Origin of the sequence: Sphingomonas naphthae (assembly GCF_028607085.1) — a bacterium.
Lineage (GTDB): Bacteria > Pseudomonadota > Alphaproteobacteria > Sphingomonadales > Sphingomonadaceae > Sphingomonas_Q > Sphingomonas_Q naphthae.
Genome location: NZ_CP117411.1, coordinates 1874160 through 1898365, shown reverse-complemented (window position 1 = coordinate 1898365; position 24206 = coordinate 1874160). Strand labels below are relative to the sequence as shown.

14 protein-coding genes and 1 CRISPR repeat array (1 of these 15 only partly in view) are annotated in these 24206 nt (G+C 66.1%); of the genes, 6 read left to right on the top strand and 8 right to left on the bottom strand.

What is annotated here, in order from left to right:
* Nucleotides 1-2852: direct repeats of the CRISPR family, unit length 36 nt; unit sequence AGAATAGCCGCTCAGAGATCGCGGTCTAGAGGCAAC; it reaches 1410 nt to the left of the window's first position.
* 68 nt (nt 2853-2920) lie between these two features.
* From PQ455_RS08925 to PQ455_RS08895, 7 genes are all read right to left on the bottom strand, one after another.
* Nucleotides 2921-3715 (bottom strand): MetQ/NlpA family ABC transporter substrate-binding protein, encoded by a 795-nt coding sequence (locus PQ455_RS08925; RefSeq protein WP_273691094.1) that lies wholly within the window; start codon nt 3713-3715, stop codon nt 2921-2923.
* Between the two features lie 10 nt (nt 3716-3725).
* Nucleotides 3726-4391, bottom strand: a complete 666-nt coding sequence (locus PQ455_RS08920; RefSeq protein WP_273691091.1) for a methionine ABC transporter permease — start codon at nt 4389-4391, stop codon at nt 3726-3728.
* The gene (locus PQ455_RS08915) at nt 4388-5359 is read right to left on the bottom strand and encodes a methionine ABC transporter ATP-binding protein (protein WP_273691088.1); all 972 of its coding nucleotides are present in this window, start codon (nt 5357-5359) and stop codon (nt 4388-4390) included. The genes PQ455_RS08920 and PQ455_RS08915 overlap by 4 nt, the downstream gene beginning before the upstream one ends.
* Before the next feature lie 67 nt (nt 5360-5426).
* Nucleotides 5427-6278, bottom strand: coding sequence for an NAD(P)H-dependent flavin oxidoreductase (locus PQ455_RS08910; protein WP_420542865.1), 852 nt, complete (start codon nt 6276-6278; stop codon nt 5427-5429).
* A gap of 53 nt (nt 6279-6331) precedes the next feature.
* Complete coding sequence (locus tag PQ455_RS08905; RefSeq protein WP_273691084.1) at nt 6332-8125, bottom strand: acyl-CoA dehydrogenase C-terminal domain-containing protein; 1794 nt, start codon at nt 8123-8125, stop codon at nt 6332-6334.
* A 177-nt stretch (nt 8126-8302) separates the two neighbouring features.
* Complete coding sequence (locus PQ455_RS08900) at nt 8303-10627, bottom strand: 3-hydroxyacyl-CoA dehydrogenase/enoyl-CoA hydratase family protein (RefSeq protein ID WP_273691083.1); 2325 nt, start codon at nt 10625-10627, stop codon at nt 8303-8305.
* The gene (locus tag PQ455_RS08895; protein WP_273691082.1) at nt 10624-11760 is read right to left on the bottom strand and encodes a thiolase family protein; all 1137 of its coding nucleotides are present in this window, start codon (nt 11758-11760) and stop codon (nt 10624-10626) included. The genes PQ455_RS08900 and PQ455_RS08895 overlap by 4 nt, the downstream gene beginning before the upstream one ends.
* A 181-nt stretch (nt 11761-11941) precedes the next feature.
* Between PQ455_RS08895 and PQ455_RS08890 the strand changes: the two genes are divergently transcribed.
* The 6 genes from PQ455_RS08890 (at nt 11942) to PQ455_RS08865 (ending at nt 20965) form a co-directional block, all read left to right on the top strand.
* The gene (locus tag PQ455_RS08890; protein WP_273691079.1) at nt 11942-12352 is read left to right on the top strand and encodes a DUF2147 domain-containing protein; all 411 of its coding nucleotides are present in this window, start codon (nt 11942-11944) and stop codon (nt 12350-12352) included.
* A 56-nt stretch (nt 12353-12408) separates the two neighbouring features.
* On the top strand, nt 12409-13710 hold the full coding sequence (locus PQ455_RS08885) for an OmpP1/FadL family transporter (protein ID WP_273691077.1): 1302 nt from the start codon (nt 12409-12411) through the stop codon (nt 13708-13710).
* 23 nt (nt 13711-13733) lie between these two features.
* Nucleotides 13734-15392 (top strand): long-chain-fatty-acid--CoA ligase, encoded by a 1659-nt coding sequence (locus PQ455_RS08880; protein ID WP_273691324.1) that lies wholly within the window; start codon nt 13734-13736, stop codon nt 15390-15392.
* A 20-nt stretch (nt 15393-15412) separates the two neighbouring features.
* Nucleotides 15413-15799, top strand: a complete 387-nt coding sequence (locus tag PQ455_RS08875) for a MerR family transcriptional regulator (protein ID WP_273691076.1) — start codon at nt 15413-15415, stop codon at nt 15797-15799.
* Nucleotides 15800-15862: 63 nt separating this feature from the next.
* A complete protein-coding gene (locus PQ455_RS08870) occupies nt 15863-18589 on the top strand; it encodes a type II toxin-antitoxin system ParD family antitoxin (protein ID WP_273691074.1) in 2727 nt (908 codons plus the stop codon).
* A 96-nt stretch (nt 18590-18685) separates the two neighbouring features.
* Entirely contained in the window at nt 18686-20965 is a 2280-nt protein-coding gene (locus tag PQ455_RS08865; RefSeq protein WP_273691071.1) for a PAS domain-containing protein, read from the top strand.
* Between the two features lie 247 nt (nt 20966-21212).
* Here PQ455_RS08865 and PQ455_RS08860 read toward each other — a convergent pair whose 3' ends face one another.
* Entirely contained in the window at nt 21213-24008 is a 2796-nt protein-coding gene (locus tag PQ455_RS08860) for a TonB-dependent receptor (protein ID WP_273691070.1), read from the bottom strand.
* Nucleotides 24009-24206: the final 198 nt, after the last annotated feature.

Genomic DNA, 24206 nt, shown 5'->3' with positions numbered 1-24206 from the left:
GTCTAGAGGCAACGTGGAGGGCCTTCCGCACCTTGTCCACAATAGAATAGCCGCTCAGAGATCGCGGTCTAGAGGCAACGCTGAACATGGGCTGCTCGCCTTCGGAGAGAGAATAGCCGCTCAGAGATCGCGGTCTAGAGGCAACCGATCGACAGCGAGGCGGAGAATGAGCCCGAGAATAGCCGCTCAGAGATCGCGGTCTAGAGGCAACATGACCAATGAAGAGCGCGCCGCGCTGGTGAGAATAGCCGCTCAGAGATCGCGGTCTAGAGGCAACGACGCGACCGTGCAGGCGGTTTCGGGCTATAGAATAGCCGCTCAGAGATCGCGGTCTAGAGGCAACGGCCAAGGCGGACGCTCTCGATGAGTAGGGAGAATAGCCGCTCAGAGATCGCGGTCTAGAGGCAACCTATCGCTCAGATTGAGCGCCTGAATAGCTAGAATAGCCGCTCAGAGATCGCGGTCTAGAGGCAACATCTCGCCACTATGGGCGATACTGCCCGTGAGAATAGCCGCTCAGAGATCGCGGTCTAGAGGCAACTGCCACCGGCGACAGGACGTAGAACACCTCAGAATAGCCGCTCAGAGATCGCGGTCTAGAGGCAACAGCGCGTGGCCGCTATATGCCCGCGTATGGAGAATAGCCGCTCAGAGATCGCGGTCTAGAGGCAACTTACCAAGATGACCATCAAACTGCCGCGCCAGAATAGCCGCTCAGAGATCGCGGTCTAGAGGCAACGCGACATCACGCCAGCCGTCATCAGTCGACAGAATAGCCGCTCAGAGATCGCGGTCTAGAGGCAACACGCGCTCCCATGTTGGCGTTATTTTCGTAAGAATAGCCGCTCAGAGATCGCGGTCTAGAGGCAACTCCGGCGGCGATTACAGCGGCACCGAGTTGAGAATAGCCGCTCAGAGATCGCGGTCTAGAGGCAACTGGCCACCCGGTGGGGCGTCTCGGCCAGGCAGAATAGCCGCTCAGAGATCGCGGTCTAGAGGCAACCCCGCGACCAGCGCGAACATGTTGGCGCCGAGAATAGCCGCTCAGAGATCGCGGTCTAGAGGCAACTTAACCATAACTTGCGCGAGGTTATGATTGAGAATAGCCGCTCAGAGATCGCGGTCTAGAGGCAACAGTGTCCAATTCGGCCAGCTGCCAACGATGAGAATAGCCGCTCAGAGATCGCGGTCTAGAGGCAACGCGTTCGTTGTGGTCGCGACCGTCCCAAACAGAATAGCCGCTCAGAGATCGCGGTCTAGAGGCAACAGGCAGCGGCAAGCGTTTTGGCCTAGGCGAAGAATAGCCGCTCAGAGATCGCGGTCTAGAGGCAACGTCTCCTGCACATACTCGATCGAGCTGGAGAGAATAGCCGCTCAGAGATCGCGGTCTAGAGGCAACAGCGCCAGCGTGTCGAAGCTGAGCGGATCGAGAATAGCCGCTCAGAGATCGCGGTCTAGAGGCAACAGCACCATCCGCCGGCCGCCCAAGGTCATCAGAATAGCCGCTCAGAGATCGCGGTCTAGAGGCAACGCCTGCGTGGCGGCATAGCGATAGGTTTGCAGAATAGCCGCTCAGAGATCGCGGTCTAGAGGCAACGCAGCGAGCACCTGCTCCCGCAACTCCTCCAGAATAGCCGCTCAGAGATCGCGGTGTAGAGGCAACTGTCGAGGCGGCCGACCACCTGCACCACGCAGAATAGCCGCTCAGAGATCGCGGTCTAGAGGCAACGCTCTATGTGCATCGCCGCTTGCTCAACGCAGAATAGCCGCTCAGAGATCGCGGTCTAGAGGCAACGCGCCTGCTTGGGCACGAAGCCAGCCGGGGAGAATAGCCGCTCAGAGATCGCGGTCTAGAGGCAACCCGCCGGCATGGTGATGAACGGCGTCTACAAGAATAGCCGCTCAGAGATCGCGGTCTAGAGGCAACGCGCTGGCTTCATGGATCGCGAAGACGATGAGAATAGCCGCTCAGAGATCGCGGTCTAGAGGCAACCGTAGGTGTGGGGCTTCATCTTCGCCAAGAAGAATAGCCGCTCAGAGATCGCGGTCTAGAGGCAACGCCTGCCGAGCGGGACGGCGAGCAAGCTCAAGAATAGCCGCTCAGAGATCGCGGTCTAGAGGCAACTACATCGGCTTCTACACGACAAAGCGCGTCAGAATAGCCGCTCAGAGATCGCGGTCTAGAGGCAACTTGCCCGCCCGGCCATACATCTACGTGCTGAGAATAGCCGCTCAGAGATCGCGGTCTAGAGGCAACTTCTTGTCGGCTGGGTCGCCGAGGCGCTGGAGAATAGCCGCTCAGAGATCGCGGTCTAGAGGCAACGACGTGACACCGCGCGAGGTGCCGGGCTGGAGAATAGCCGCTCAGAGATCGCGGTCTAGAGGCAACTTCACCAAAAATGACCCCAAGGCACTTGAAAGAATAGCCGCTCAGAGATCGCGGTCTAATGGCAACCTTTCGCCTTCGCTGGCAGAAGCACGCCTTAGAATAGCCGCTCAGAGATCGCGGTCTAGAGGCAACTCGCCGCCCGCGCCGGTGACGAAATGTGACCAGAATAGCCGCTCAGAGATCGCGGTCTAGAGGCAACGCGAATGGTCGCCTGTGAGTTCCTCATATGAGAATAGCCGCTCAGAGATCGCGGTCTAGAGGCAACTGAGCACTGCAACCGCATATCCAGCCGACAAGAATAGCCGCTCAGAGATCGCGGTCTAGAGGCAACCAGATTAGGGATCAGGTGCTGGCTGCCCTCAGAATAGCCGCTCAGAGATCGCGGTCTAGAGGCAAATTTGGGCCGGTGGTGGTGAAGATCGGCCGCAGAATAACCGCTCAGAAATAGCATTCTAGAGGTAACCCCGATGGCGATTGACTGGTATCGGCGCGAAGAATAACCGCTCAATATTGCCAAAAGCTAAGCTAAAATCAGAAGGCCGGCAACACTGCTCCCCCATATTTCCGCATCATGAAATCCTTCACCGCCGGGCTGCGCAGCGCCGCGATCAGCTTCACCACCCTCGGGTCTTTCCCAGCCGGCGCGAGGCCGACGACGAAATTGACGTAGGGGCTGTCCTTGCCCTCGGCGAACAAGGCGTCGCGCACCGGGTTGAGGCCGGCGTCCAGCGCGTAATTGGTGTTGATCAGGGCAAGGTCCACCTGATCCAGCACGCGGGGCAGGGTGGGGGCCTCCAGTTCCTTGAAGACGAAGCCGTGCGGGTTTGCGGCGATGTCCTTCGGCGTGGCGGTGGCGCCCGCGCCGGGGCGGAGCTTCAGCAGGCCGAACTTCTCCATCAGGATCAGCGCACGGCCGCTGTTGCTGCCCTCGCTCGGGATGGCGACGGTGGCGCCATTGGGCACCGCCGCGGTCGTCTTCCATTTCTTGGAATAGCCGCCCAGCGGCTCGACATGCACGCCCGCCAAGGTCACCAGCTTGGTGCCGTGCGCCGCGTTGAAATCGGCGAGATAGGGCGCGGTCTCGAAATAGCTGACCGGGATGCGGCCCTCGGCGACCTGCACGTTGGGCTGCACATAATCGTTGAACACCTTCACCTCGATCGTCAGCCCCTGTTTGGCCAGCGTGGGCTTGATGAAATCGAGGATCTCGGCGTGTGGCACCGCCGTCGAGGCGACGGTCAGGGTGTTGGCGTCGTCGGCGGCGGGCTTGCCGCAACCGGCCAGCGCGAGCGTCGCGAGGGCGGCGAGGAGGAAGCGTCGGTTCATGGTGAGCCTTCTAGCGCCGGCTGACGCGGAGGACGAGCCTGTCGCCGGCATATTGGATCAGCTGGACGAGCAGCAGCAGCAACACCACCGTCACCACCATCACGTCGGTCTGGAAGCGTTGGTAGCCGAAGCGGATCGCCAGATCGCCCAGACCGCCCGCGCCGACCACGCCGGCCATGGCGGTGAAGGACACCAAAGCCACCGCCGTCACCGTCGCGCCCGCGACGATGCCGGGCATCGCTTCGGGCAGCAAGGCGCGGAAGATCAGGTCGCGGGTGGTGGCGCCCATCGCCTGCACCGCCTCGATCGTGTTGCGGTCCACCTCGCGCAGCGCCGTCTCGACCAGCCGGGCGAAGAAGGGCGCGGCGCCCACCACCAGCGGCGGGATCGCGCCGACGACGCCCAGCGACGTGCCGACCAGCAGCACCGTCAGTGGGATCATCACGATCAGCAGGATGATGAAGGGCACCGATCGCAGCAGGTTGACCAGCAGCGCCACCACGCCGTTGCCCAGCTTCGTCGCCCAGATCTGGCCCGGCCCGGTCAGGAACAGCAACACGCCGAGCGGCAGGCCCAGCAGGATCGTCAGCACGAGCGATCCGCCCAGCATCGCCAGCGTATCGAGGCAGGCCTGGCCGATCTCGGACCAGACGATGTTGGCGAAAACCCCGCTCATCGCGAGACGCTGCCATGGGCTTCGAGTGCCGACAGCGCGGCGGCGATGTCGCCTCCCGTCAGGCCCAGCGTGAGCTGGCCGAAGCTCTTGTCCTTCATCTGGCCGATGCGTCCGCCGAGGATCGCGAAATCGACGCCGGTGTCGCGCGCGATGTGGGTCAGCACCGGCTGCCACACCGCGTCGCCGATCAGGGTGAAGCGCACCACCGCGCCCTTGTAGCCCGCCAGATCGACCGCGCCGTCGCCGGCTTCTGCCAGCAGCCCGCGCGTCTCGGCGGCCCGCGGGTTGAGGAAGATGTCGCCGACCGAGCCGCTTTCCACCACGCGGCCAGCGTGCAGCACCGCCACCCGGTCGCACACCTGCCGTACGACATCCATTTCGTGGGTGATGAGGATGATGGTGAGGCCGAGATCGCGGTTGAGTTCGGCGATCAGGGCGAGGACGCTGCGGGTCGTCTCCGGGTCGAGCGCGCTGGTCGCCTCGTCGCAGAGCAATATGTCCGGCCCCGTCGCGAGCGCGCGGGCGATGCCGACCCGCTGCTTCTGCCCGCCCGACAGCTGCGCCGGATAGCGGCCGGCATGGTCGCCGAGACCGACCCGGTCGAGCAGCATCGGCACCCGCCGCGCGATCTCGCCGCGATCGACCCCGGCGATGCGGAGCGGCAGCGCGACATTGTCGGCCACGGTGCGCGACGCGAGCAGCCCGAAATTCTGGAAGATCATCCCCACGCGGCGGCGGAGGCTGCGCAGCGGCTCGCCGGCGAGCGAGGCGACATCGATGCCATCGATCGTGACGCGCCCCTCGCTCGGCCGCTCCAGCCCGTTGAGCAGCCGCACCAGCGTGGACTTGCCCGCGCCCGACCGCCCGATGATCCCGAACACCTCGCCCTTCGGGATCGACAGATCGACGCCGTCGAGCGCTGCGGCCCCGGTGGCGAAGCGTTTGTGAACACCGTGAAGTTCGATCATGCCGGCCAGGCTCGCATCGTCATGGCCGCGCTTTAGGTGGCCCGGTGCGAAAAGGGAATGATAGTGACTAGCGAGGGATGGTGACCGCGCGATAGCCCGCGATCAGCTCGTCGCAGATCGCGCGCGCCGGGCGCACCGCCTGCGTGGCGCCCACGCCGTGGCCGGCCGACCAGATCGTCTTCCAGGCGCGGGCTTCCTCGTCGAGCGAGAGGCCGCCGTGGGCATCGGGCAGGGTGGCCGAGGCGAGGCTGGCTTTCAGGAAGTTGGCGCCGACGCCGGTGACCTTGTCGGTGTGGACGATATCCGCCGCGCGGGCGTCGATCATCATCGCTTTCTGCGCGTCGCCCGCCAGACTTTCCCGCGCGGCGATGAAGTGGCTGCCGATATAGGCGAAATCGGCGCCCATCATCTCGGCGGCGGCGATCTGGCGGCCTTGCGTGATCGCGCCCGACAGCGCCAGCGCGCCATCGAAGAAGGACCGGATTTCGGCGACCAAAGCGAAGGGGCTGATCGTGCCGGCATGGCCCCCGGCCCCGGCCGCGACCGCGATCAGGCCGTCCACGCCCGCCGCGACGGCCTTCTCCGCATGGCGGATACCGATCACGTCATGGAACACCATTCCGCCATAGCCGTGCACCGCCGCCACCACATCCGGCACCGCACCGAGCGAGGTGATGACCAGCGGCACGCGGTGGGCGATGATCTGTTTCAGATCGGCCTCCAGCCGCGCGTTGCTGCGGTGGACGATCAGGTTGACGCCGAACGGGGCGGCATCGGGCGTCTCCGCCAGCGCCGCCCCGATCGTGTCGAGCCATTCGACGAAGCCGTCGGTGGTGCGCTGGTTGAGCGCCGGGAAGGTGCCGACGAGGCCCGCGCGGCAACATTCCAGCACCAGCGCCGGCCCCGACACCAGAAACATCGGCGCCACGATCGCGGGGATCGAGAGGCGCCCGGCCCAGGCTGGCAGCCGGCTCAAAAGGCCGCTTCCTCCAGCGCCATCATCGATTTCTTGCCCGACTTGATCGCCAGGAAGCAGACGGTGGCCTGCGGCAGGATGCGATCGAAGAAAAACGCCGCCGTCGCGATCTTCGCCTTGTAGAAATCCGCGTCGGCATCGCCGGCCGCGAGCTTCTCGCCGGCGATCCTGACCGATTTGGCGAAGCAATAGGCCATGCCGACCAGCCCCATCAGGCGCAGATAATCGGTCGCGGCGGCGCCGGCCTCCTCGGGATCCTTCATCCCCTTCTGCGCGATCGTGCCGGTCGAAAGCTGGAGCGCGCCGAACGCCTGTTGCAGCCCCTGCACCATCGGCTGGAGCGGGCCTTCGGCCGCGCCATTCGCCTCGATGAAGTTGGAGATCGGGTGGAAGAAGGGGCGCAGGTAGCGGCCCATGTGCGCGCCCAGCTTGCGGCCGACGAGGTCGAGCGCCTGGATGCCGTTGGTGCCTTCGTAGATCATAGCGATCCGGGCATCGCGGACGTACTGTTCGACACCGCTTTCCCGAATAAAACCATGGCCGCCATAGACCTGCACCGCATGGTTGGCGGAATCATAGCCCAGATCGGTGAAGAGCGCCTTCACCACCGGCGTGAGCAGGGCCACCAGATCGCCGGCGCGCTGGCGCACTTCGGGGTCCGGCGAATGCTTCTGCGCGTCGAGCGCGCGGCTGACCCAGCCGCCGAGCGCGCGGCACCCTTCGTTGTACACCCGCGCCGTCAGCAGCATGCGCCGCACGTCGGGATGGACGATGATCGGATCGGCGGCGAGATCGGGCCGCTTCACGCCCGAGAGCGAGCGGCCCTGGATGCGATCCTTGGCGTACCAGACCGCCGCCTGATAGGCCGCCTCGCCGAGCCCAAGGCCCTGCACGCCCACCGAGACGCGCTCGGTGTTCATCATCGTGAACATGGCCTCCATGCCCTTGTGGGCGGTGCCGACGAGCCAGCCGATCGAATCGTCGAAGTTGAGCTGGCAGGTGGCCGAGGCCTTGAGCCCCATCTTATGCTCGATCGCGGCGACCGAGACGCCGTTGGCGGGGCCGACCGCGCCATCGGCCTTGGGCAGATATTTCGGCACGAGGAACAGGCTGATCCCCTTCACGCCCTTCGGCGCGTCCGGCATGCGGGCGAGGACGAGGTGGATGATATTCTCGGTCAGGTCATGCTCGCCGGCCGAGATGAAGATCTTGGAGCCGGTGATCTTGTAGCTGCCGTCCTCCTGCGGCACCGCGCGGGTACGCAGCAGGCCGAGATCTGTGCCGCAATGTGCCTCCGTCAGACACATCGTGCCCGACCAGCTGCCCTCGACCATCTTGGGCAGATAGGCCCGCTTCAGTTCGTCGCTGGCATAGCCCTCGATCGCGGTGGTCGCGCCATGGGTGAGGCCGGGGTAGAGGCTGAACGACACATTGGCCGCGCAGATCATCTCCTCGACCAGCTTGTTGACGCTTTCGGGCAGCCCCTGACCGCCCCATTCGGGATCGGACGCGAGCGCGCACCAGCCGCCCTGGCGGAACTGTTCATAGGCGGCCTTGAAGCCCTCCGGCGTGCGGACGACGCCGTTTTCGAGCGTGCAGCCCTCCTCGTCGCCGGAGCGGTTGATCGGCAGCAGGATATCCTGCGCGACCTTGGCGGCCTCCTCCAGCACGGCATCGAGCAGATCGGGGGTGAATTCCTCGAAGGCGGGCAGATCGCCATGGCCGTCGTCGGCATGGAGTTCGTGGAGGACGAAGCGCATGTCGCGCAGGGGGGCTTGATAGACTTGCATCGCGGGCTTCCTCTCGGGCCTCAAATTTCTTCCGATCCACCCCAAGCCGTTCGCCCTGAGTAGAGGCTGAGCCTGTCGAAGCCCCGTATCGAAGGGTTTCGCCGGATGCTTCGATACGCCGCTTCGACTTCGCTCAGCGGCTACTCAGCACGAACGGGTTGGAGTGGGCCATTTCCGTCAATTCCGCAGCGGTTTCCCCGTTTCGAGCATCTGCTCGATCCGGGCGATCGTGCGGGGATCGCGGACGCGCTTCATGAATTCGGTGCGCTCCAGCTTAAGCAGCTGGTCCTCGCTGACCGTATCGACCCAATCGGCCTCGCCGCCGGTCAGCACTTCGGCCAGCGAGGCGGAGACGACCTCGTCATAGGGCGTGGCGAGGCCGCGCTTGCGGAAGCCCTCGACCGCCATGGTGAGCGCGGCGCGGCCGCCGTCGCCGGGCAGGCGGAACTCGGGCTTGGCGGGGGGCTGATAGCCCTCGACCAGCGCCAGTGCCTTCGCCTTGGCGTCGGCGAGCAGCCGGTCGCGGTTCATGGTGATGCCGTCGCTCGGGCGGAGGAAGCCCAGTTCCTTGGCCTCGGCGGCGGACTTGGAATAGCTCGCGGTCGAAACGGTCTCGAACACCTTGGCGACGGCGGGCATCGGGCCTTGCGGCATGCCCTTGGCCTTGCGCCAGCGATCGAGCATCTCGCCGCAGCCGCCCCACGCCGGCACCAGCCCGACGCCGCATTCGACCAGACCGATATAGCTTTCGGCATGGGCCTGCACGGCATCGCAATGGAGCAGGATTTCGCACCCGCCGCCCAGCGCCATGCCGGCCGGTGCGCCGACCACCGGGAAGGGGGCGTATTTCAGCGCCTTATAGGCCTGCTGCCCCCCGGCGACGAGCTTCTCCACTTCGCCCCACGCCGCGATGTTGAGCGCGAACAGGGCGAGGCCAAGGTTGGCGCCGGCCGTGAAATTGCCGCCCTCGTTATAGACCACCAGCGCCTTATATTGCTTGGCGACGAGCGGGATGGCCTTGCCGATGGCGGTCATCACGTCGCCGTCGAGCGCGTTCATCTTGCCGGTGAATTCGAGGATGGCGACGCCGTCGCCGCCGTCCCACAGCGAGGCCGAGGCGGTCTTCACCAGCGGCTGGCTGACCCGCTTGATATCCTCGAGCAGCAGCACGCCTTCGGGGCGCACCACGTCGTGATAGGCACCGTCGAGGCCGAGATATTGGCGGCGGCCCTCCTCGAAGCGATAGAAGCTGCGGTCGCCCGCGAGCGTCAGGATCGGGGGCACGGGCTTGCCCTCCGCCGCCAGCCGCTCGGCGAGCTCGGCCGCGCCAATCTTGTCGATCAGCTCGAACGGGCCGAACGTCCAGTTATAGCCCAGCCGCATCGCGTCATCGATCGCGACGATATCGTCGGCCGCTTCCGGCACGAGGCCGGCGGCGTAGGAGAGCGTGGCGCCCAGCACGGCCCAGGCGAATTCGCCGACCTTGCCCTTGATGGCGAGCAGCGCGGCGAGGTCACCCTTGGCGGCGGCGCCGGTCGGCACCGTCGCCTTGGCCTGTGGGCGATAGTCGCCTGTGGCCAGATCGATCGCTTCCTTGCGCTTGCCGGCTTCGCGGTTGAGGCGGTAGAAACCGCCCTTGCCCTTGCGGCCGGTATAGCCGTCGGCGATCATCTTTTCGATCAGCTGCTGGGTGCGGGCGATCGCCTGATAGGGATCGTCCTTGGCCAAGGTGCCGGTCAGGCTCTTCTGGAGGTGCGGCATCAGATCGATGCCGATCAGATCGACCAGGCCGAAGATACCGGTCTTGGGCACGCCCATCGGCTTGCCGCCGATCGCGTCGGCCTCTTCTATGGTCACGCCCAGATCGAAGGCGGCGTTGATCGCGGCCTGAATCCAGAACACGCCCAGCCGGTTGGCGATGAAGCCCGGCGTATCCTTGGTCCGCACGACCGACTTGCCGAGCGACCGGTCCGCGAAGCCGGCGACCTTGTCGACCAGCGCGGCATCGCTCTCCGGCCCGGCGACGATCTCGAGCAGGCGCATGTAGCGCGGCGGGTTGAAGAAATGGGTGATGAGGAAATCGCGCTTGAACCCCTCGGAGCGCCCCTCGGTCAGCTGCGCGAGCGGGATGGTCGAGGTGTTGGACGAGACGGCGGTGCCGTCGCGACGATGCTGCTCGATCTTCGCATAGAGCGACTGCTTCAGGTCGAGCCGCTCGACGATCGCCTCGATGATCCAGTCGCATTCGGCGACCTTGCCCAGATGATCGTCGATATTGCCGGTTTCGACCAGCTTCGCCGCCGCCTTCGACATGAAGGGCGCGGGGTCGGTCTTGAGCAGGCGCTTGACCGCATCCTCGGCGACGGCGTTGCGGTTGGCCTCGTCGCGGACGATGTCGAGCAGCAGCACGGGCACGCCGGCGTTGGCGACCTGCGCGGCGATGCCGGCGCCCATCGTGCCGGCGCCGATCACGCAGACTTTCTTGATCGCGGCGTCGCTCATTCCGCCGCCTCCAGCACCGTCGCGATGCCCTGGCCGCCGCCGATGCACTGGGTGGCGAGCGCATATTTGCCGCCATCGCGCTTCAACAGCGCCGCCGCCTTGCCGACGATGCGCGCGCCGGTGGCGCCCAGCGGATGGCCGATGGCGATGGCGCCGCCGTCCACGTTCACCTTGGCTGGATCGAGGCCGAGATCGTTCATGCAGGCCAGCGCCTGGCTCGCGAAGGCTTCGTTCAGTTCGACCACGTCGATCTGGCCCACGTCGATCCCGGCACGTTCCAGCGCCTTCTTCGTGGCGCCGATCGGGCCGAGACCCATCACCTCGGGCGCGCAGCCGGAGATGCCGACCGAGCGGATGCGGGCGAGAATGGGGAGGTTGTGGGCGCGGGCATAATCCTCGCTGGTGACCAGCACCGCGCTGGCGCCATCGGTCAGCGGCGAGGAGGTGCCGGCGGTGACCGATCCGTCCTTGTCGAAGGCGGGCTTGAGGCCGGCGAGGCCCTCGGCGGTGGTTTCGCCGCGGATCGTGCCGTCCTGATCGACCGTGCCCGCCTTGGTCTCGATCGGCACGATCTCGTCGGCGAGCTTGCCGGCGGCCTGCGCGGCGGCGGCCTTGCGCTGGCTGCCGATCGCGAACGCCTCCTGCGTCTCGCGGGTCAGCTGGTACTTGGTCGCCACATTCTCGGCGGTGTCGCCCATGCCGATATAGGCCTGGCTGCGGGCGGCGAGGGAGGGATTGGGGAGAGGATTGAAACCCGACATCGGCACCCGGCTCATCGATTCGACCCCGGCGCACACGAACACCTCGCCCGCGCCGATCTGGATCTGTCCCATAGCGATATGGATCGCGCTCATCGACGAGCCACAGAAGCGATTGATGGTCATCCCACCTACCGAGATGGGAAGATCCGCGAGCAACCCGATCAGCCGTGCGACGTTGAGGCCCTGCTCACCCTCCGGGAAGGCGCAGCCGAGGATGATGTCCTCGATATCGGCCGGCTCGACGCCCGTGCGGGCGATCAGGCCGCGAATGACCTGCGCGGCCAGATCGTCGGGGCGAACACGGGCGAGGGCGCCCCTGTTCGCCGGATGAAAGGGGGAACGGGCATAGCCCGCGATGACCACATCGCGCATCGAATCAGCCTCTCCACAGCTGGAGGAACACTCCTCCATGTCTCTCCCTTAAAGGTGAGCAGATTTCCCTATACGTCAACCGATTTTTGATGCAGACAGTGATTCAACGCCACCCCGGCAAGGAGGTGGCGAGGACATGGCGACCCCGGAGACTCGGGGCGCGGAGAGAGGAGAGAGACATATGAGCCTATTGGCTCTGGCCCTGGCCGGCGCAGCCGGCGTCGCCGCCCCCGAAAATGTCGTGCTTGGCCGCTGGCAGACCGAATCGCGTCATGGCGTGGTCGAGATCGAACGCTGCGGCCCCTCGATCTGCGGCAAGCTGACCGGATCGGACGGCCTGACCGCCAACCCCAATCTGACCGACCAGAAGAACAAGGACGAGAAGCTGCGCGGCCGCAAGCTGATGGGCGTCACGCTCCTCCAGGGCTTCAAATGGGACGACGGCGCCTGGGGTGGCGGCACCATCTACAACGCCGAGGATGGCGGCACCTACAAGGCGACGGTGACGCCGGTGGACGCCAACCACCTGAAACTGAAGGGCTGCATCGTCTGGCCGCTGTGCAAGACGCAGACTTGGACGCGGCTGCGCTGAGCGAGCCCTCCCCCAAAAAAATCGCACAACACGCATAAAGATCGATGGAGAGTTTGATGTCGAAAGTGACGCTTCGGGCCTGTCTGGTAGCCGGTGTTTCGGTGATCGCGGGGTCGATCGGCTCGGCCGCCCATGCCGGCGCCTTCTATCTTCAGGAACAGTCCACCAAGGGCGCGGGCCGCGCCTTTTCAGGCGAAGTGGCCGACAAGGGCCCGGAATCGCTGTGGTGGAACCCGGCCGCGATCGGCGGGATGACCGGGGGCGCCGCGTATGTCGGCGCGAGCGCGATCCTGCCCAAGGGTGACGTGGACAATATCAACACCCGCATCATCCGCCCCGGCCAGGCGCCGGCGGCCGTCGGCGGCCAGCAAAGCTCGGCCGATCCGATCAACAAGGGCGTCGTCCCCTCGGGCGCGATCGCTTATGGCCTGACGCCGCAGATCGCGGTCGGCCTGGCCGTCACCGCGCCCTACAATTTCACCACCAATTACGATTCGGACAGCTGGGCGCGCTACACCGCCGACAAGAGCCACCTGCGCACGATCGACATCCAGCCCTCGGTCGCCTTCACGCCGACGCCGGGCGTCAGCATCGGCGCCGCGCTCAATATAGAGCAGACCAAGGCGAGCCTCTCCAACTTCCTGCCGAACCTCTCGCCGCTGCTGGCCGATGGCCACCAGACGCTGAAGGGCGACGGCTGGGATCTCGGCTGGTCGGCCGGCGCGCAATTCTCCAACGGGCCGTTCACGCTCGGCGCCAGCTACAAGTCCAGCATCAAGCACAAGCTGGGCGGCACGGTGACGACCGCCGGCCTGCTCGGCCCGCTCGCCGCCCAGAACCGGGTGATCGACACCGACGCCACTTTCCGCACGCCGTGGCAGGCGACGGTCGGCGCGCGGGTCGCCGTCACTCCGGCGGTGACGCTGAACGCGCAGGTCGTGCGTGTCGGCTGGGGCAAGTTCGATGCGATCCGCCTCGGCGCGCCGCTCAACACCGCCATTCCCGAGAATTACCGCAACACCTGGAGCTTCGCCGGCGGCGTCGATTACATGGTCTCGCCGCAATGGACCCTGCGCGCTGGCGTCCAGCACGACCAGACCCCGACCCGCGACGGCGAGCGCGACGCCCGCGTGCCGGATGCCGATCGCTGGAACTTCGCCGGCGGCGCCAGCTATCAGATGAGCAAGGCGATCGCGATCGACGCGGCGGTCAATTACATCCACTTCAAGGATGCTACGATCGACCGCACGACGGCGGCCTATGCCGGCACCGCCGTGCAGACGCCGATCCTGGTGAGCGGCCAGCTGCGCAGCGCCAGCGCCGTGGTGCTCTCGCTCGGCGCCCGCGCGAGCTTCTGATGGGTGCGGGGCTCCACGCCGCGATGGCGATGTCGCCGGCCGGGGTGATGGAGGGGGGCGCGGTTCCGGCCCGCCCCCGCCTGCTCACCGAACTGCTCGACCGCGCGGTCGAGCGGCACGGCGACTGGACGGCGATCGATTTCCTCGGCCGCACCTGGACCTATGCCGAGATCGGCGAGGCGGTGCGCCGGGCGGCGCGGGGCCTACAGGATCTGGGGCTGAAGCCGGGCGACCGCTTCGGCCTCTGCCTGCCCAACACGCCCTATTTCGTGATCCTCTATTTCGCGGTGCTGCGGGTCGGCGGCGTCGTCGTCAATTTCAACCCGCTCTATACCGAGCATGAGATCGACCATCAGATCCGCGATTCCGGCACGCGGATGATCGCCGTGCCCGATCTGAAGATGATCCATTCCAAGGTGGCCGCCGTCGCCGAAGGGAGCGGGCTGGAGACGATCATCGTCTGCCCGATGGCCGATATCCTGCCGCCGCTGCAATCGATCGGCTTCCGCCTGTTCAAGCGCGCCGACCATGCCGACGTGCCGCGCGACGACCGCCACGTCGCCTACACCTCGCTGATCGCCCGTGTCGCCGATCCGACGCCGGTGGCGCGCTTCCCCGACGATCTCGCCGTGCTGCAATATACCGGCGGCACCACCGGCATCCCCAAGGGCGCGATGCTGAGCCACGCCAATCTGGCGGCCAACAGCGCGCAGATGCTGGTGCATGTCGGCGGCGAGCGGCCGTTTCAGGAACGCACGATCGGCGTGCTGCCGATGTTCCACGTCTTCGCGCTGACGACGGTGCTGAACTTCTCGGTCGAGATCGCGGCCGAGATGATCCTGCTGCCGCGCTTCGATTGCCCGCAATTCCTGAATACGATGCGGCGGACGAAGCCGACGCAGTTCTTCGGCGTGCCGACGCTGTACGTGGCGCTCAACAAGGTGCCACCGGCCGACCTGCCCGACATGTCCACGCTGCGCGCCTGCGTTTCGGGCGGCGCCCCGCTGCCGCTGGAGGTGCGCGAAACGTTCGAGGCACGCACCGGCGTCCGCGTGGTCGAGGGCTATGGCCTCTCCGAAGCCTCGCCCATCATCGCCTGCAATTCGATCGAGGGCGTGGTGAAGGAGAATAGCTGCGGGCCGCAATTCCCCGGCACGCGGCTGGAGATTCGCGGGCTCGACGATCCCCACCAGATCATGCCCACCGGCGAGCGCGGCGAGGTGTGCGTGCGCGGCCCGCAGGTGATGCAGGGCTATTGGCGCAATCCGCAAGCCACCGCCGACTGTTTCGTCGATGGCGCGCTGCGCACCGGCGATGTGGGCTATCTCGACGACGACGGCTATCTGTTCCTCGTCGATCGCATCAAGGATCTCATCCTGTGCGGCGGCTACAACGTCTATCCGCGCACGATCGAGGAGGCGGCCTATCACCATCCGGCGGTGAAGGAGGCGATCGCCATCGCCGTGCCGGACGAATATCGCGGGCAGGCGCCCAAGCTGTTCGTGGCGCTGCACGAGGGGCAGAGCCTCACCCCGGCCGAACTCCACGATTTCCTCGCCGAGCGGATCAGCAAGATCGAGATTCCCAAATCGATCGAAATCCGCGATGCCTTGCCCAAGACCCTGATCGGCAAACTCTCCCGCAAGGAACTGGTCGCCGAAGAAGCGGCGCTGCGCGCCTGACGATCGGGGTTCAGGGGGACATGATCGTGGCCGACGGGGCGTTGCATGGGATTCAGGAGGTGGCGACGACGCTGGGGCTGACCCATCGGACGTTGCGCTTCTACGAGGATCGCGGCCTGGTCGCGCCGCAGCGGGTCGGCAGCACGCGGGTCTATACCAAGCGCGACGTCGCCCGGCTCCAGCTGATCCAGCGCGGCAAAAGGCTCGGGTTCTCGATCCGCGAGATCAAGGATTTCCTCGATCTCTACGATGCCGATCCCGAGCATATCGAACAGGCCCGCCTGCTGCTGGCCGGCGTGGAGAAGCGCGCCGCCGATCTCCACAAGCAGCGCGACGCGCTCGACGAGACGATCACCGAACTGGAACAGCTCCAGCGCGAGGTGCGTGCCTGGATCGAGGGGCATTAGACGGATCCGGCGGCGCCTGTGTCAATGATTGACACAGGCGCCGGAAAGCCCCACCGCGCCGGGATGAGCACCCGCCAGACCCGCAACGTCTCCCTCACCCCCGAACTCGATCAATATATCGACGATCAGCTCGCCGCCGGCGAATATGGCAATGCCAGCGAGGTCGTCCGCACCGCCATCAAGGCGCTGCGCGACCAGCAGGCGCGCGCATTGCCGCAGGGCGACGGCACCGCGTGGCTGATGGGCGACAGCGAATGTGCCCGGCTGACCCGCGCGTTCGACTGGTCGAAGACGCAGCTCGGGCCGATGAGCGGCTGGTCGCCGCAATTGAAGGCCACCGTCAGCAACGTCGTCAATTCGCCGATCCCCAAGGTGCTGATGTGGGGGCCGGAGCATGTGATGCTCTACAACGACGGCTACCGGTTGATCGCGGGCGGCTATCACCCGACGGCGCTGGGCGGCACCGTGCCCGGCATCTGGCCGGAAATCTGGGATTTCAACCGCGCGATCCTGCAGGCCGGCTTCCGGGGCGAGGTCCAGTCGATGCTGGACCAGACGCTCGTCCTCAACCGCTACGGCCAGCCCGAGGACGTGGTGTTCGATCTCTTCTACACGCCGGTCTATGAGGATCATGGTGTCGGCGGGGTGCTGTGCACCGTGATCGAGACGACCGAGCGGGTCGAGATGCAGCGCGCCGTCGCCCATAGCGAGGCCGAATTCCGCACCATCACCAACGCGCTGCCGATCCTGATCTCCTATATCGATCGCGATCACATCTATCGCTTCGCCAATGATTATTACGAGGATTGGGTCGGCATCCCCGTCGACAGGATCGTCGGCGCGCACGTCCGTGATGTCGTCGGCGAGGCGGTGTTCGCAGCGCGCGAACCGCTGATGGCGCAGGCGCTGGCCGGGCGGAAGGTGGTTGCCGACGCCACCATGCCGCACCGGGACGGCCGCGAGCGGACCTGCGAGATCCATTACCTGCCCCGCACCGAAAGCGGCGAGACGGTCGGTTTCCATGTGCTGGTGTTCGACGTGCAGGACCGCGTCGATCGCGAGGCCGCGCTCCAGCGACAGATCGGCCATCGCACCCGGGCGGAGGAGCAGCTGCGCCAGCTCAACGACACGCTCGAAGCGCGCGTGCTGCAGGAAATCGGCGAGCGCCGCCGCGCCGAGGCGGTGCTGCTCCAGACGCAGAAGATGGAGACCGTCGGCAAGCTCACCGGCGGCGTCGCGCATGATTTCAACAATCTGCTTCAGGTGATTTCGGGCAACCTCCAGCTCCTCCAGCGCGACGTGACGGGCAACGACAAGGCCGAGCGGCGGGTCGCCAATGCGATGGCGGGCGTGGCGCGCGGATCGAAGCTGGCGGCGCAACTGCTCGCCTTCGGCCGGCGGCAGGCGCTGGAGCCCAAGGTCGTCAACCCGACCCGCATGGTGCGCGACATGGACGACATGCTGCGCCGCGCGATCGGCGAGGGGATCGAGATCGAGACGGTCGTGGCCGGCGGCCTGTGGAATAGCTTCATCGATCCGGCGCAGCTGGAAAATGCGCTGCTCAACCTCGCGATCAACGCGCGCGACGCGATGGACGGCACCGGCAAGCTCACGATCGAACTCGGCAACGCCAGCCTCGACGACGATTACGCCCGCAGCCATGGCGAGGTGACGCCCGGCCAATATGTCATGCTCGCCGTCAGCGACACCGGCTGCGGCATGGCGCCGGACCTGATCGACAAGGTGTTCGAGCCTTTCTTCTCCACCAAGGGGGAGGGCAAGGGATCGGGTCTCGGGCTGTCGATGGTCTATGGCTTCGTGAAGCAGTCCGGCGGCCATGTGAAAATCTATTCGGAGGTCGACGAGGGCACCACGATCAAGCTCTATCTGCCGCGTTCTCTGGCGGCGGAGGATGTCGAGGTTGCGGTCGATACCGGGCCGATCAGCGGCGGCAGCGAGACGATCCTCGTCGTCGAGGATGACGATGCGGTGCGCGCCACCGTGGTCGAGATGTTGAGCGATCTGGGCTATCGCGTGCTGAAGGCGGTCGATGCCGGCAATGCGCTCAGCGTGGTCGAAAGCGGCATTCCGATCGACATCCTCTTCACCGATGTCGTGATGCCGGGCCGCCTCAAGAGCCCCGAACTGGCGCGGATGGCGCGCGAGCGGCTGCCCAATATCGCGGTGCTGTTCACCTCGGGCTATACCGAAAATTCGATCGTCCACGGCGGCAAGCTGGATGCGGGCATCGAACTCCTCTCCAAGCCCTATTCGCGCGAGGCGCTGGCACGGCGGCTGCGCCATGTGCTGGCCAACCAGCGCCAGCGCGAGGTGGCCGCCGCGCCTGCCGCGCCGCGTGTCGAAAGTCTCGTGCCGCCCGCGAAGTCCGGCCCGGTGGTCGTGCTGCTCGTCGAGGATGACGAACTGATCCGCGCCAGCACGTCGGACATGCTCCAGCAGCAGGGCTATCTGGTGATCGACGCCCCCACCGCCGAGGATGCGCTGGTCGCGCTCCATACGAGCGGCGTAGACGTGCTGGTGACAGATGTGAACTTGCCGACGATGAGCGGGCCCGAACTGGCGGCGCAGGCCGCCGAGATCCGCCCGCGGATCGGGGTGGTATATGCCACGGGCGACGCGCAGGTGCCGGCGGCGGAGGGCGATCCGCACGCGACGATCCTCACCAAGCCCTATTCGGCGGCATCGCTGGCCGAGGCGGTGGCGCGCGTCGGCCAGGCGGCGGTGGCCCAGCCCGCCGACACGCGCCGACCGGAACTGGCGGACGATTGACGCAGGTTAGCTTTTCCGCCCGCAAATACCTGTACCGGCTCGGCTTTCACGGGGACCGTTACGGCTCTATGATGGACTTGGACGAAGATGCGGGGCTTGACGGCGGGCGTGGGTGATTCGGTGGCCTTGCGGGAGAGACCGTGGACGGAAGCCGATCGGCTCGCCGCGCTGGCCAGCTATGCCATGCTCGACACGCCGACCGAGCCCGCGTTCGACGAAGTGGCGCAGCTCGCCTCGCGCATCTGCGGGACGCCGATCGCCGTCGTCAATCTGATCGGCGACGGGCGGCAATTCTTCAAGGCCGAGGTCGGCCTCGGCGTGCGCGAGACGCCGCTTGAAACCTCCTTCTGCGCCAAGGCGATCCTCGAGGAGGATTTCCTGCTCGTGCCCGACGCCACGCAGGATGCGCGTTTCGATTGCAACCCGCTCGTCACCGGCGACGCGGGCCTGCGCTTCTACGCCGGCGCGCTGCTCAAGACCGAGACGGGCCTGCCGATCGGCACCCTGTGCGTGCTCGACACCCGGCCGCGCCAGCTGACCGCCTTGCAGCAGGATACGCTGCGCGTGCTGGCACGGCAGGTGATGGCGCAGCTCGATCTGCGCCGCGCCGTCGCCGAACAGCAGCGGACCAGCCAGCGCGACCATTTCATCCTGGAAAGCGCAACCGATTACGCCATCATCTCGATGGACCGCGAGGGGCGGGTGACCAGCTGGAACGCTGGCGCCGCCGCGATCCTCGGCTGGGACGAAAGCGAGATGCTGGGCCAACCCTGCGACCGCTTCTTCACGCCCGAGGATGTCGCGGCGGGCGTGCCGGCGCGCGAGATGGCGGCGGCGTTGACGACCGGCCATGGCCGCGACGAGCGCTGGCATCTGCGGCAGGGCGGCGACCGCTTCTGGGCCAATGGCGAGATGATGCCGCTCACCGACGATGTCGGCCGCTCGATCGGCTTCATCAAGATCCTGCGCGACCGCACCGAGCAGCATCTGGAGGCCAAGCGCTTGGAGGCGATCGAGGAGCGCTTCCAACTCGCGCTGGAGGCATCGGGCTTCGTCGGGGCGTGGGATTGGGACGTCGCCTCGGACCGGGTCTATGCGGATGCCAGCTTCAGCCGCGCCTATGGCGTCACGGTCGAGGAAGGCGAAACCGGCCTGCCGATCGCCCGCTTCATCGACGGTATTCACCCCGACGACCGCGAATTCGTGCTGGCGCGCATCGCCGAGACGCTGGAGCGCGGCGGGGCTTTCGCGGAGGAATATCGCCTCGTCCATGCGGCGGCCGGCGAATGCTGGGTGCTGGCGCGCGGCCTGTGCGCGCGCGACGAGGCGGGTAACCCGACGCACTTCAACGGCGTCGCGATCGACATCACCGAACGGCGCAAGGCCGAGATCGGCCGCGCCGAGAGCGAGACCCGCACCGAACTGGCGCTGGCGGCGGTGGAGATGGGGACGTGGGAAACCACGCCCGAACTGGAGACGCAGGTATGGGATGCCCGTACCCGCGAACTGCTCGGCCACACGCCCGACGAGCCGATCGATTTCGAGACCTCCTTCATGGCGCGCGTCCACAGCGCCGATCGCGATCGGGTGCGCGAGACGATCGCGGCGGCGCTGGCGCCCAGCGGCGGCCTGCTCGATATCGAATATCGCACGGTGGATCGCGACGGGCGGCAACGCTGGGTACATGTGCGCGGCGCGCTGATCGCGGGCGCGGCGCGGCGCTTCGTCGGCACCGTGCGCGACATCAGCCAGTATAAGGCCACCGAGGAGCATCGCGCGCTCCTGATCGCCGAGCTTCAGCACCGCATCAAGAATACGATGGCGGTGGTGCAGGCGATCGTCAGCCAGTCGCTGCGCACCGCGATCACCCCGGCGGCGGCCAGCGAGGCGATCGGCAACCGCATCGCCGTACTCGCGCAGGCACATGACCTGCTGACCCACACCAGCTGGACCGCCGCGCCGATCACCGCGATCGTCGATGGCGCGATCCGCCTGCAAGGCGGCCGATCGGCCCGCATCCGCGTCGAGGGGCCGGAAATCTATCTGTCCGCCCGCGCCGCGCTGGCCTTGTCGATGGCACTCCACGAACTCGCGACCAACGCGACCAAATATGGCGCCCTCTCGCGCGACATCGGCCATGTCGCGATCCACTGGGCGATCGAGGGCGGGGGCGACGATCGCATCCTGCGGATGGAATGGCGCGAGACGGGCGGCCCGGCGGTGACGGCGCCCGACCGCCCCGGCTTCGGCACCCGCCTGATGAAGAGCCTCGCCCGCGATCTGGGCGGCACGGCGGATCTGGATTATGCGGCCGATGGCGTCGTCTGGCGCCTCACCTCGCAGTTGCGCAACATCCTGGAAACGCCGGTCGGCTGAGGCCGCGCGGCGCCGGTGATGTAAGACTCTTTCCTCGGCCGTTCGTGTCGAGCCCTTCGACTGCCTGCCAGGCGCTCAGGATAAACTTCATGCCTTCGGCATGAAGTCGAGACAGCTGCGCGTGGGGCACGTCCCTCGACTTCGCTCGGGACGAACGGAGCTGGTGGACAGGCGCCCCTCCCCAAAAAAATGCCCCGGCGCCGTGGGGCGCCGGGGCAGACGGGTACGTTCCCTGGATAAGGAGTGGTCAGAGGGCGTACCGTACTCCGAAGAAGAATTGGCGGCCGCTGTGCGTCAGCACGCTCAGGCGGTTGGTCTCGTCCACGAACTGGTCATTCTCCTCGTCGGTGAGGTTCACCGCCTCGAGGCTCAGCTTGATCCGGTCGTTGATATTGTAGGTCATCTGGGCGTCGACGTTGATCGTCTTGTTCGTGCCGTTGTAGGCATTGCCCTCGGTGCCCGGCACCGCCGTCAGATATTTCGAGCGATAGGCGACCGAGCCACGGATCGAGAATTTCTCGGTCTCGAAATAGAGCGTGCCGTTGGCGGCATATTTCGACAGGCCGACCAGCGGCTCCGTCACGGTCGCGGTCGATGCCGTGCCGATCAGGTAGCGGATGTTCGACTTCACGTAGGTGAGGTTGCCCAGCACGCCGAAGTTGGAGAGGATGCCCGGCAGGAAGTTGAACGGCTGCTGCACGTTCACCTCGAAGCCGGTCAGCTTGCCGCCCTGCGAATTGACCGGCTGGCTGACGATGAACACGTCGGTCGGCAGCGCGCCGGTGCCGGTGAGCAGGGATTCAGGCAGGCCCAGCTGGGTGAAGGGCACGCCGGTGCTGAGCGTCTGCACGAAGGTGCCGATATCCTTGCGGAACACCGACACGGCATAGATCGAGCCCTTGGCCGGATACCATTCGATCGCGGCGTCGAGATTCTTCGACGAGGTCGGCTTCAGATCGGGATTGCCCCGGCTGAAGCTGCGGTTGCCGCCCGAGATGCTGATGTTGCCGCCCGGCGTGATCGCCGAGATACCGGCGCGCGACAGCGTCTTGGCGGCGGCGAGGCGGACGAGCAGGTTGCTCGACACGTCGATCACCAAATTCGCCGAGGGCAGCCAGCGCTTGTAGGTGCGATCGGCCGAGACGAGGTTGATCGCGGTGCCCTGGCTGGCATAGCCGGTCGAAAGCTGATCGGTCTTCACATAGCGCAGGCCGATGTCGCCGCGCACCGGCACGCCGAACTCCTTCATGTCGAATTCGGCCATGCCCCAGCCGCCGAGATCCTTTTCCTCGACCGTGATGTAGGAGCCGCGCGCGGTGGCATTCTCGATGCCGCCGGTCGCATAGGTCGGGCTGCTGTAGATGCCGTAATTGTTGATGAAATAATCGAGGTTCGGCACGATCCAGGCGTTTGGCGTGCCGGTCGGCAGGCTGAGGCCGCGACCGAAGCCGTCGAACAGGGTGGTGCCGGCGGCGAGCTGCGCGGCGGTCAGCGGCGTCACCACCGTCTCACCCGCCAGACGGCGCATTTCGGTGGAATCGTAGCGGAAGCGGCGCCAGTCGACGCCCGCCTTCAGCTTGACGAAATCGGTCGCCTCCCACTCGGCCGAACCCTTGGCGGTGGTGAAGTCGTTGCTCACCGTCTGCGGGCGGATGCGGACTTCGGACGTGCCGTTGACGAACGACCATGTCGCCGGGTTGGCGACGTCCACGCCCGGCCGGATCGTGGGGAAGCGGCCGTTGCCGAAATCGTAGAAGAAGCCGCCGGTGTTGGCCGCGTCGATCGTGACCGTCGTCTGGATCGGGTTGCGGAATTCACTGCTGGCATAGCCGGCGATGGCGTTCAGCTTCAGGCGGGTGCCGATCTTCTGGCTGACGTTGGCGGTGACCTGATAGAAATCGGTCGTCAGCTTGTCGAAGCGCGACTGCGAGCGCAGATCGACATTGTCGAACGTACCGCTGATGAGGTTGTTGTCGCTATCGACCGTGCCGTTGCGGATGATCGTCTGCGGCTTGCCCGTGCCCGATCGGCTGAAGCTGATCGCCTGCAACTGCGCCTCGGCGCGTGTGCCGTCGAGCCGGGAATAGAGGCCGTCGAGCGAGATCAGCGTGGCGGGCGTCGGGCGGAACTGTACCGAGGTGGCGGCGCCAAGGCGCTTCTGCTTGATGTCGTAGCTGACGAGGCCGGGGATGCGCGGATGGAAGATCGCGGTATCCGGGTTGGCGTTGTTGATCTGCGCCAGCGTGTAGCCCGCCAGGGTGGAGGCCGCGTTGAAGCCGCCGTTGAAGCCGCCATAGGTCCAGCGCGTGATGTTCGCGCCCTCTTCCTTCAGGTGGCGCTCCTCGTAGGAGACCGACATCAGCACGCCGAAGCGGCCGTCCGACGTGGTGGTCGAGGCCAGCGCCGACAGGCGCGGCGTCGCCTTGCGGGCGAGATCGTTGTAGCTGGCCTGCGCCGAGAAGACGGCGGTGGGCTTCTTATAGTCGAACGGCTTGGCGGTATCGAGATCGACGGTGCCGCCGAGCGAGCCTTCCTCGATATCGGCGGTCGCCGTCTTGCGGACGGCCAGGCTGTTGAACAGATCCGACGAGAAGATGTTGAAATCGAAGCCGCGGCCCCGGTTCACGCCGCCCGAATTGTCGGTGCCGCCGGTGGTGCCGATGGCTTCCATGCCGTTGATGCGGACGCGGGTATATTCCGGCCCGAGGCCGCGCACCGAGATGTTGCGGCCTTCGCCGTTGACCCGGTTGATCGTGACGCCGGGAATGCGCTGGAGCGATTCCGCGAGGTTCAGGTCGGGGAATTCGGCGATATCCTCGGCCTTGATCGCGTCGATCGACGAGGTTTCGTTGCGCTTCATGCCCAGCGCGGTGTTGAGGCTGGCGCGGAAGCCGGTGACTACGATCTCCTCGGGCGCGGGCTCGGCCTGCGTGGCGGGGGCGGGGGCGGCGGGCGCGGTCTGCGCGCGGGCCTGGCCACCGGCGAGCGCCGCAAAGGCGGTGCCGAGGATGAGGGCGGTCTTGAATTTCTGATGGCCGGACATGCAGTCTCTCTCCCTGTTCCTGCGACGGGCCGAGTTACGGCCTCGAAATCGCGTTCGCCGATCTTCTTGTGGACCGGTAACCGGTGTCAGTTAGCGCCGGTGCAGGATCGATGCTAACCTGAATGTGACATGGATCGTTGCGATATGCGCACCGATCTGCGGTTTCATCGATGCAGGCCGTGGCTCGATCAAACCGGC

Coding starts and splice junctions, on each gene's coding strand:
- PQ455_RS08860 (WP_273691070.1), bottom strand. CDS start 24,008: ATGTCCGGCCATCAGAAATTCAAGACCGCCCTCATCCTCGGCACCGCC.
- PQ455_RS08900 (WP_273691083.1), bottom strand. CDS start 10,627: ATGAGCGACGCCGCGATCAAGAAAGTCTGCGTGATCGGCGCCGGCACG.
- PQ455_RS08895 (WP_273691082.1), bottom strand. CDS start 11,760: ATGCGCGATGTGGTCATCGCGGGCTATGCCCGTTCCCCCTTTCATCCG.
- PQ455_RS08885 (WP_273691077.1), top strand. CDS start 12,409: ATGTCGAAAGTGACGCTTCGGGCCTGTCTGGTAGCCGGTGTTTCGGTG.
- PQ455_RS08870 (WP_273691074.1), top strand. CDS start 15,863: ATGAGCACCCGCCAGACCCGCAACGTCTCCCTCACCCCCGAACTCGAT.
- PQ455_RS08880 (WP_273691324.1), top strand. CDS start 13,734: ATGGCGATGTCGCCGGCCGGGGTGATGGAGGGGGGCGCGGTTCCGGCC.
- PQ455_RS08925 (WP_273691094.1), bottom strand. CDS start 3,715: ATGAACCGACGCTTCCTCCTCGCCGCCCTCGCGACGCTCGCGCTGGCC.
- PQ455_RS08905 (WP_273691084.1), bottom strand. CDS start 8,125: ATGCAAGTCTATCAAGCCCCCCTGCGCGACATGCGCTTCGTCCTCCAC.
- PQ455_RS08915 (WP_273691088.1), bottom strand. CDS start 5,359: ATGATCGAACTTCACGGTGTTCACAAACGCTTCGCCACCGGGGCCGCA.
- PQ455_RS08920 (WP_273691091.1), bottom strand. CDS start 4,391: ATGAGCGGGGTTTTCGCCAACATCGTCTGGTCCGAGATCGGCCAGGCC.
- PQ455_RS08875 (WP_273691076.1), top strand. CDS start 15,413: ATGATCGTGGCCGACGGGGCGTTGCATGGGATTCAGGAGGTGGCGACG.
- PQ455_RS08890 (WP_273691079.1), top strand. CDS start 11,942: ATGAGCCTATTGGCTCTGGCCCTGGCCGGCGCAGCCGGCGTCGCCGCC.
- PQ455_RS08910 (WP_420542865.1), bottom strand. CDS start 6,278: ATGTTTCTGGTGTCGGGGCCGGCGCTGGTGCTGGAATGTTGCCGCGCG.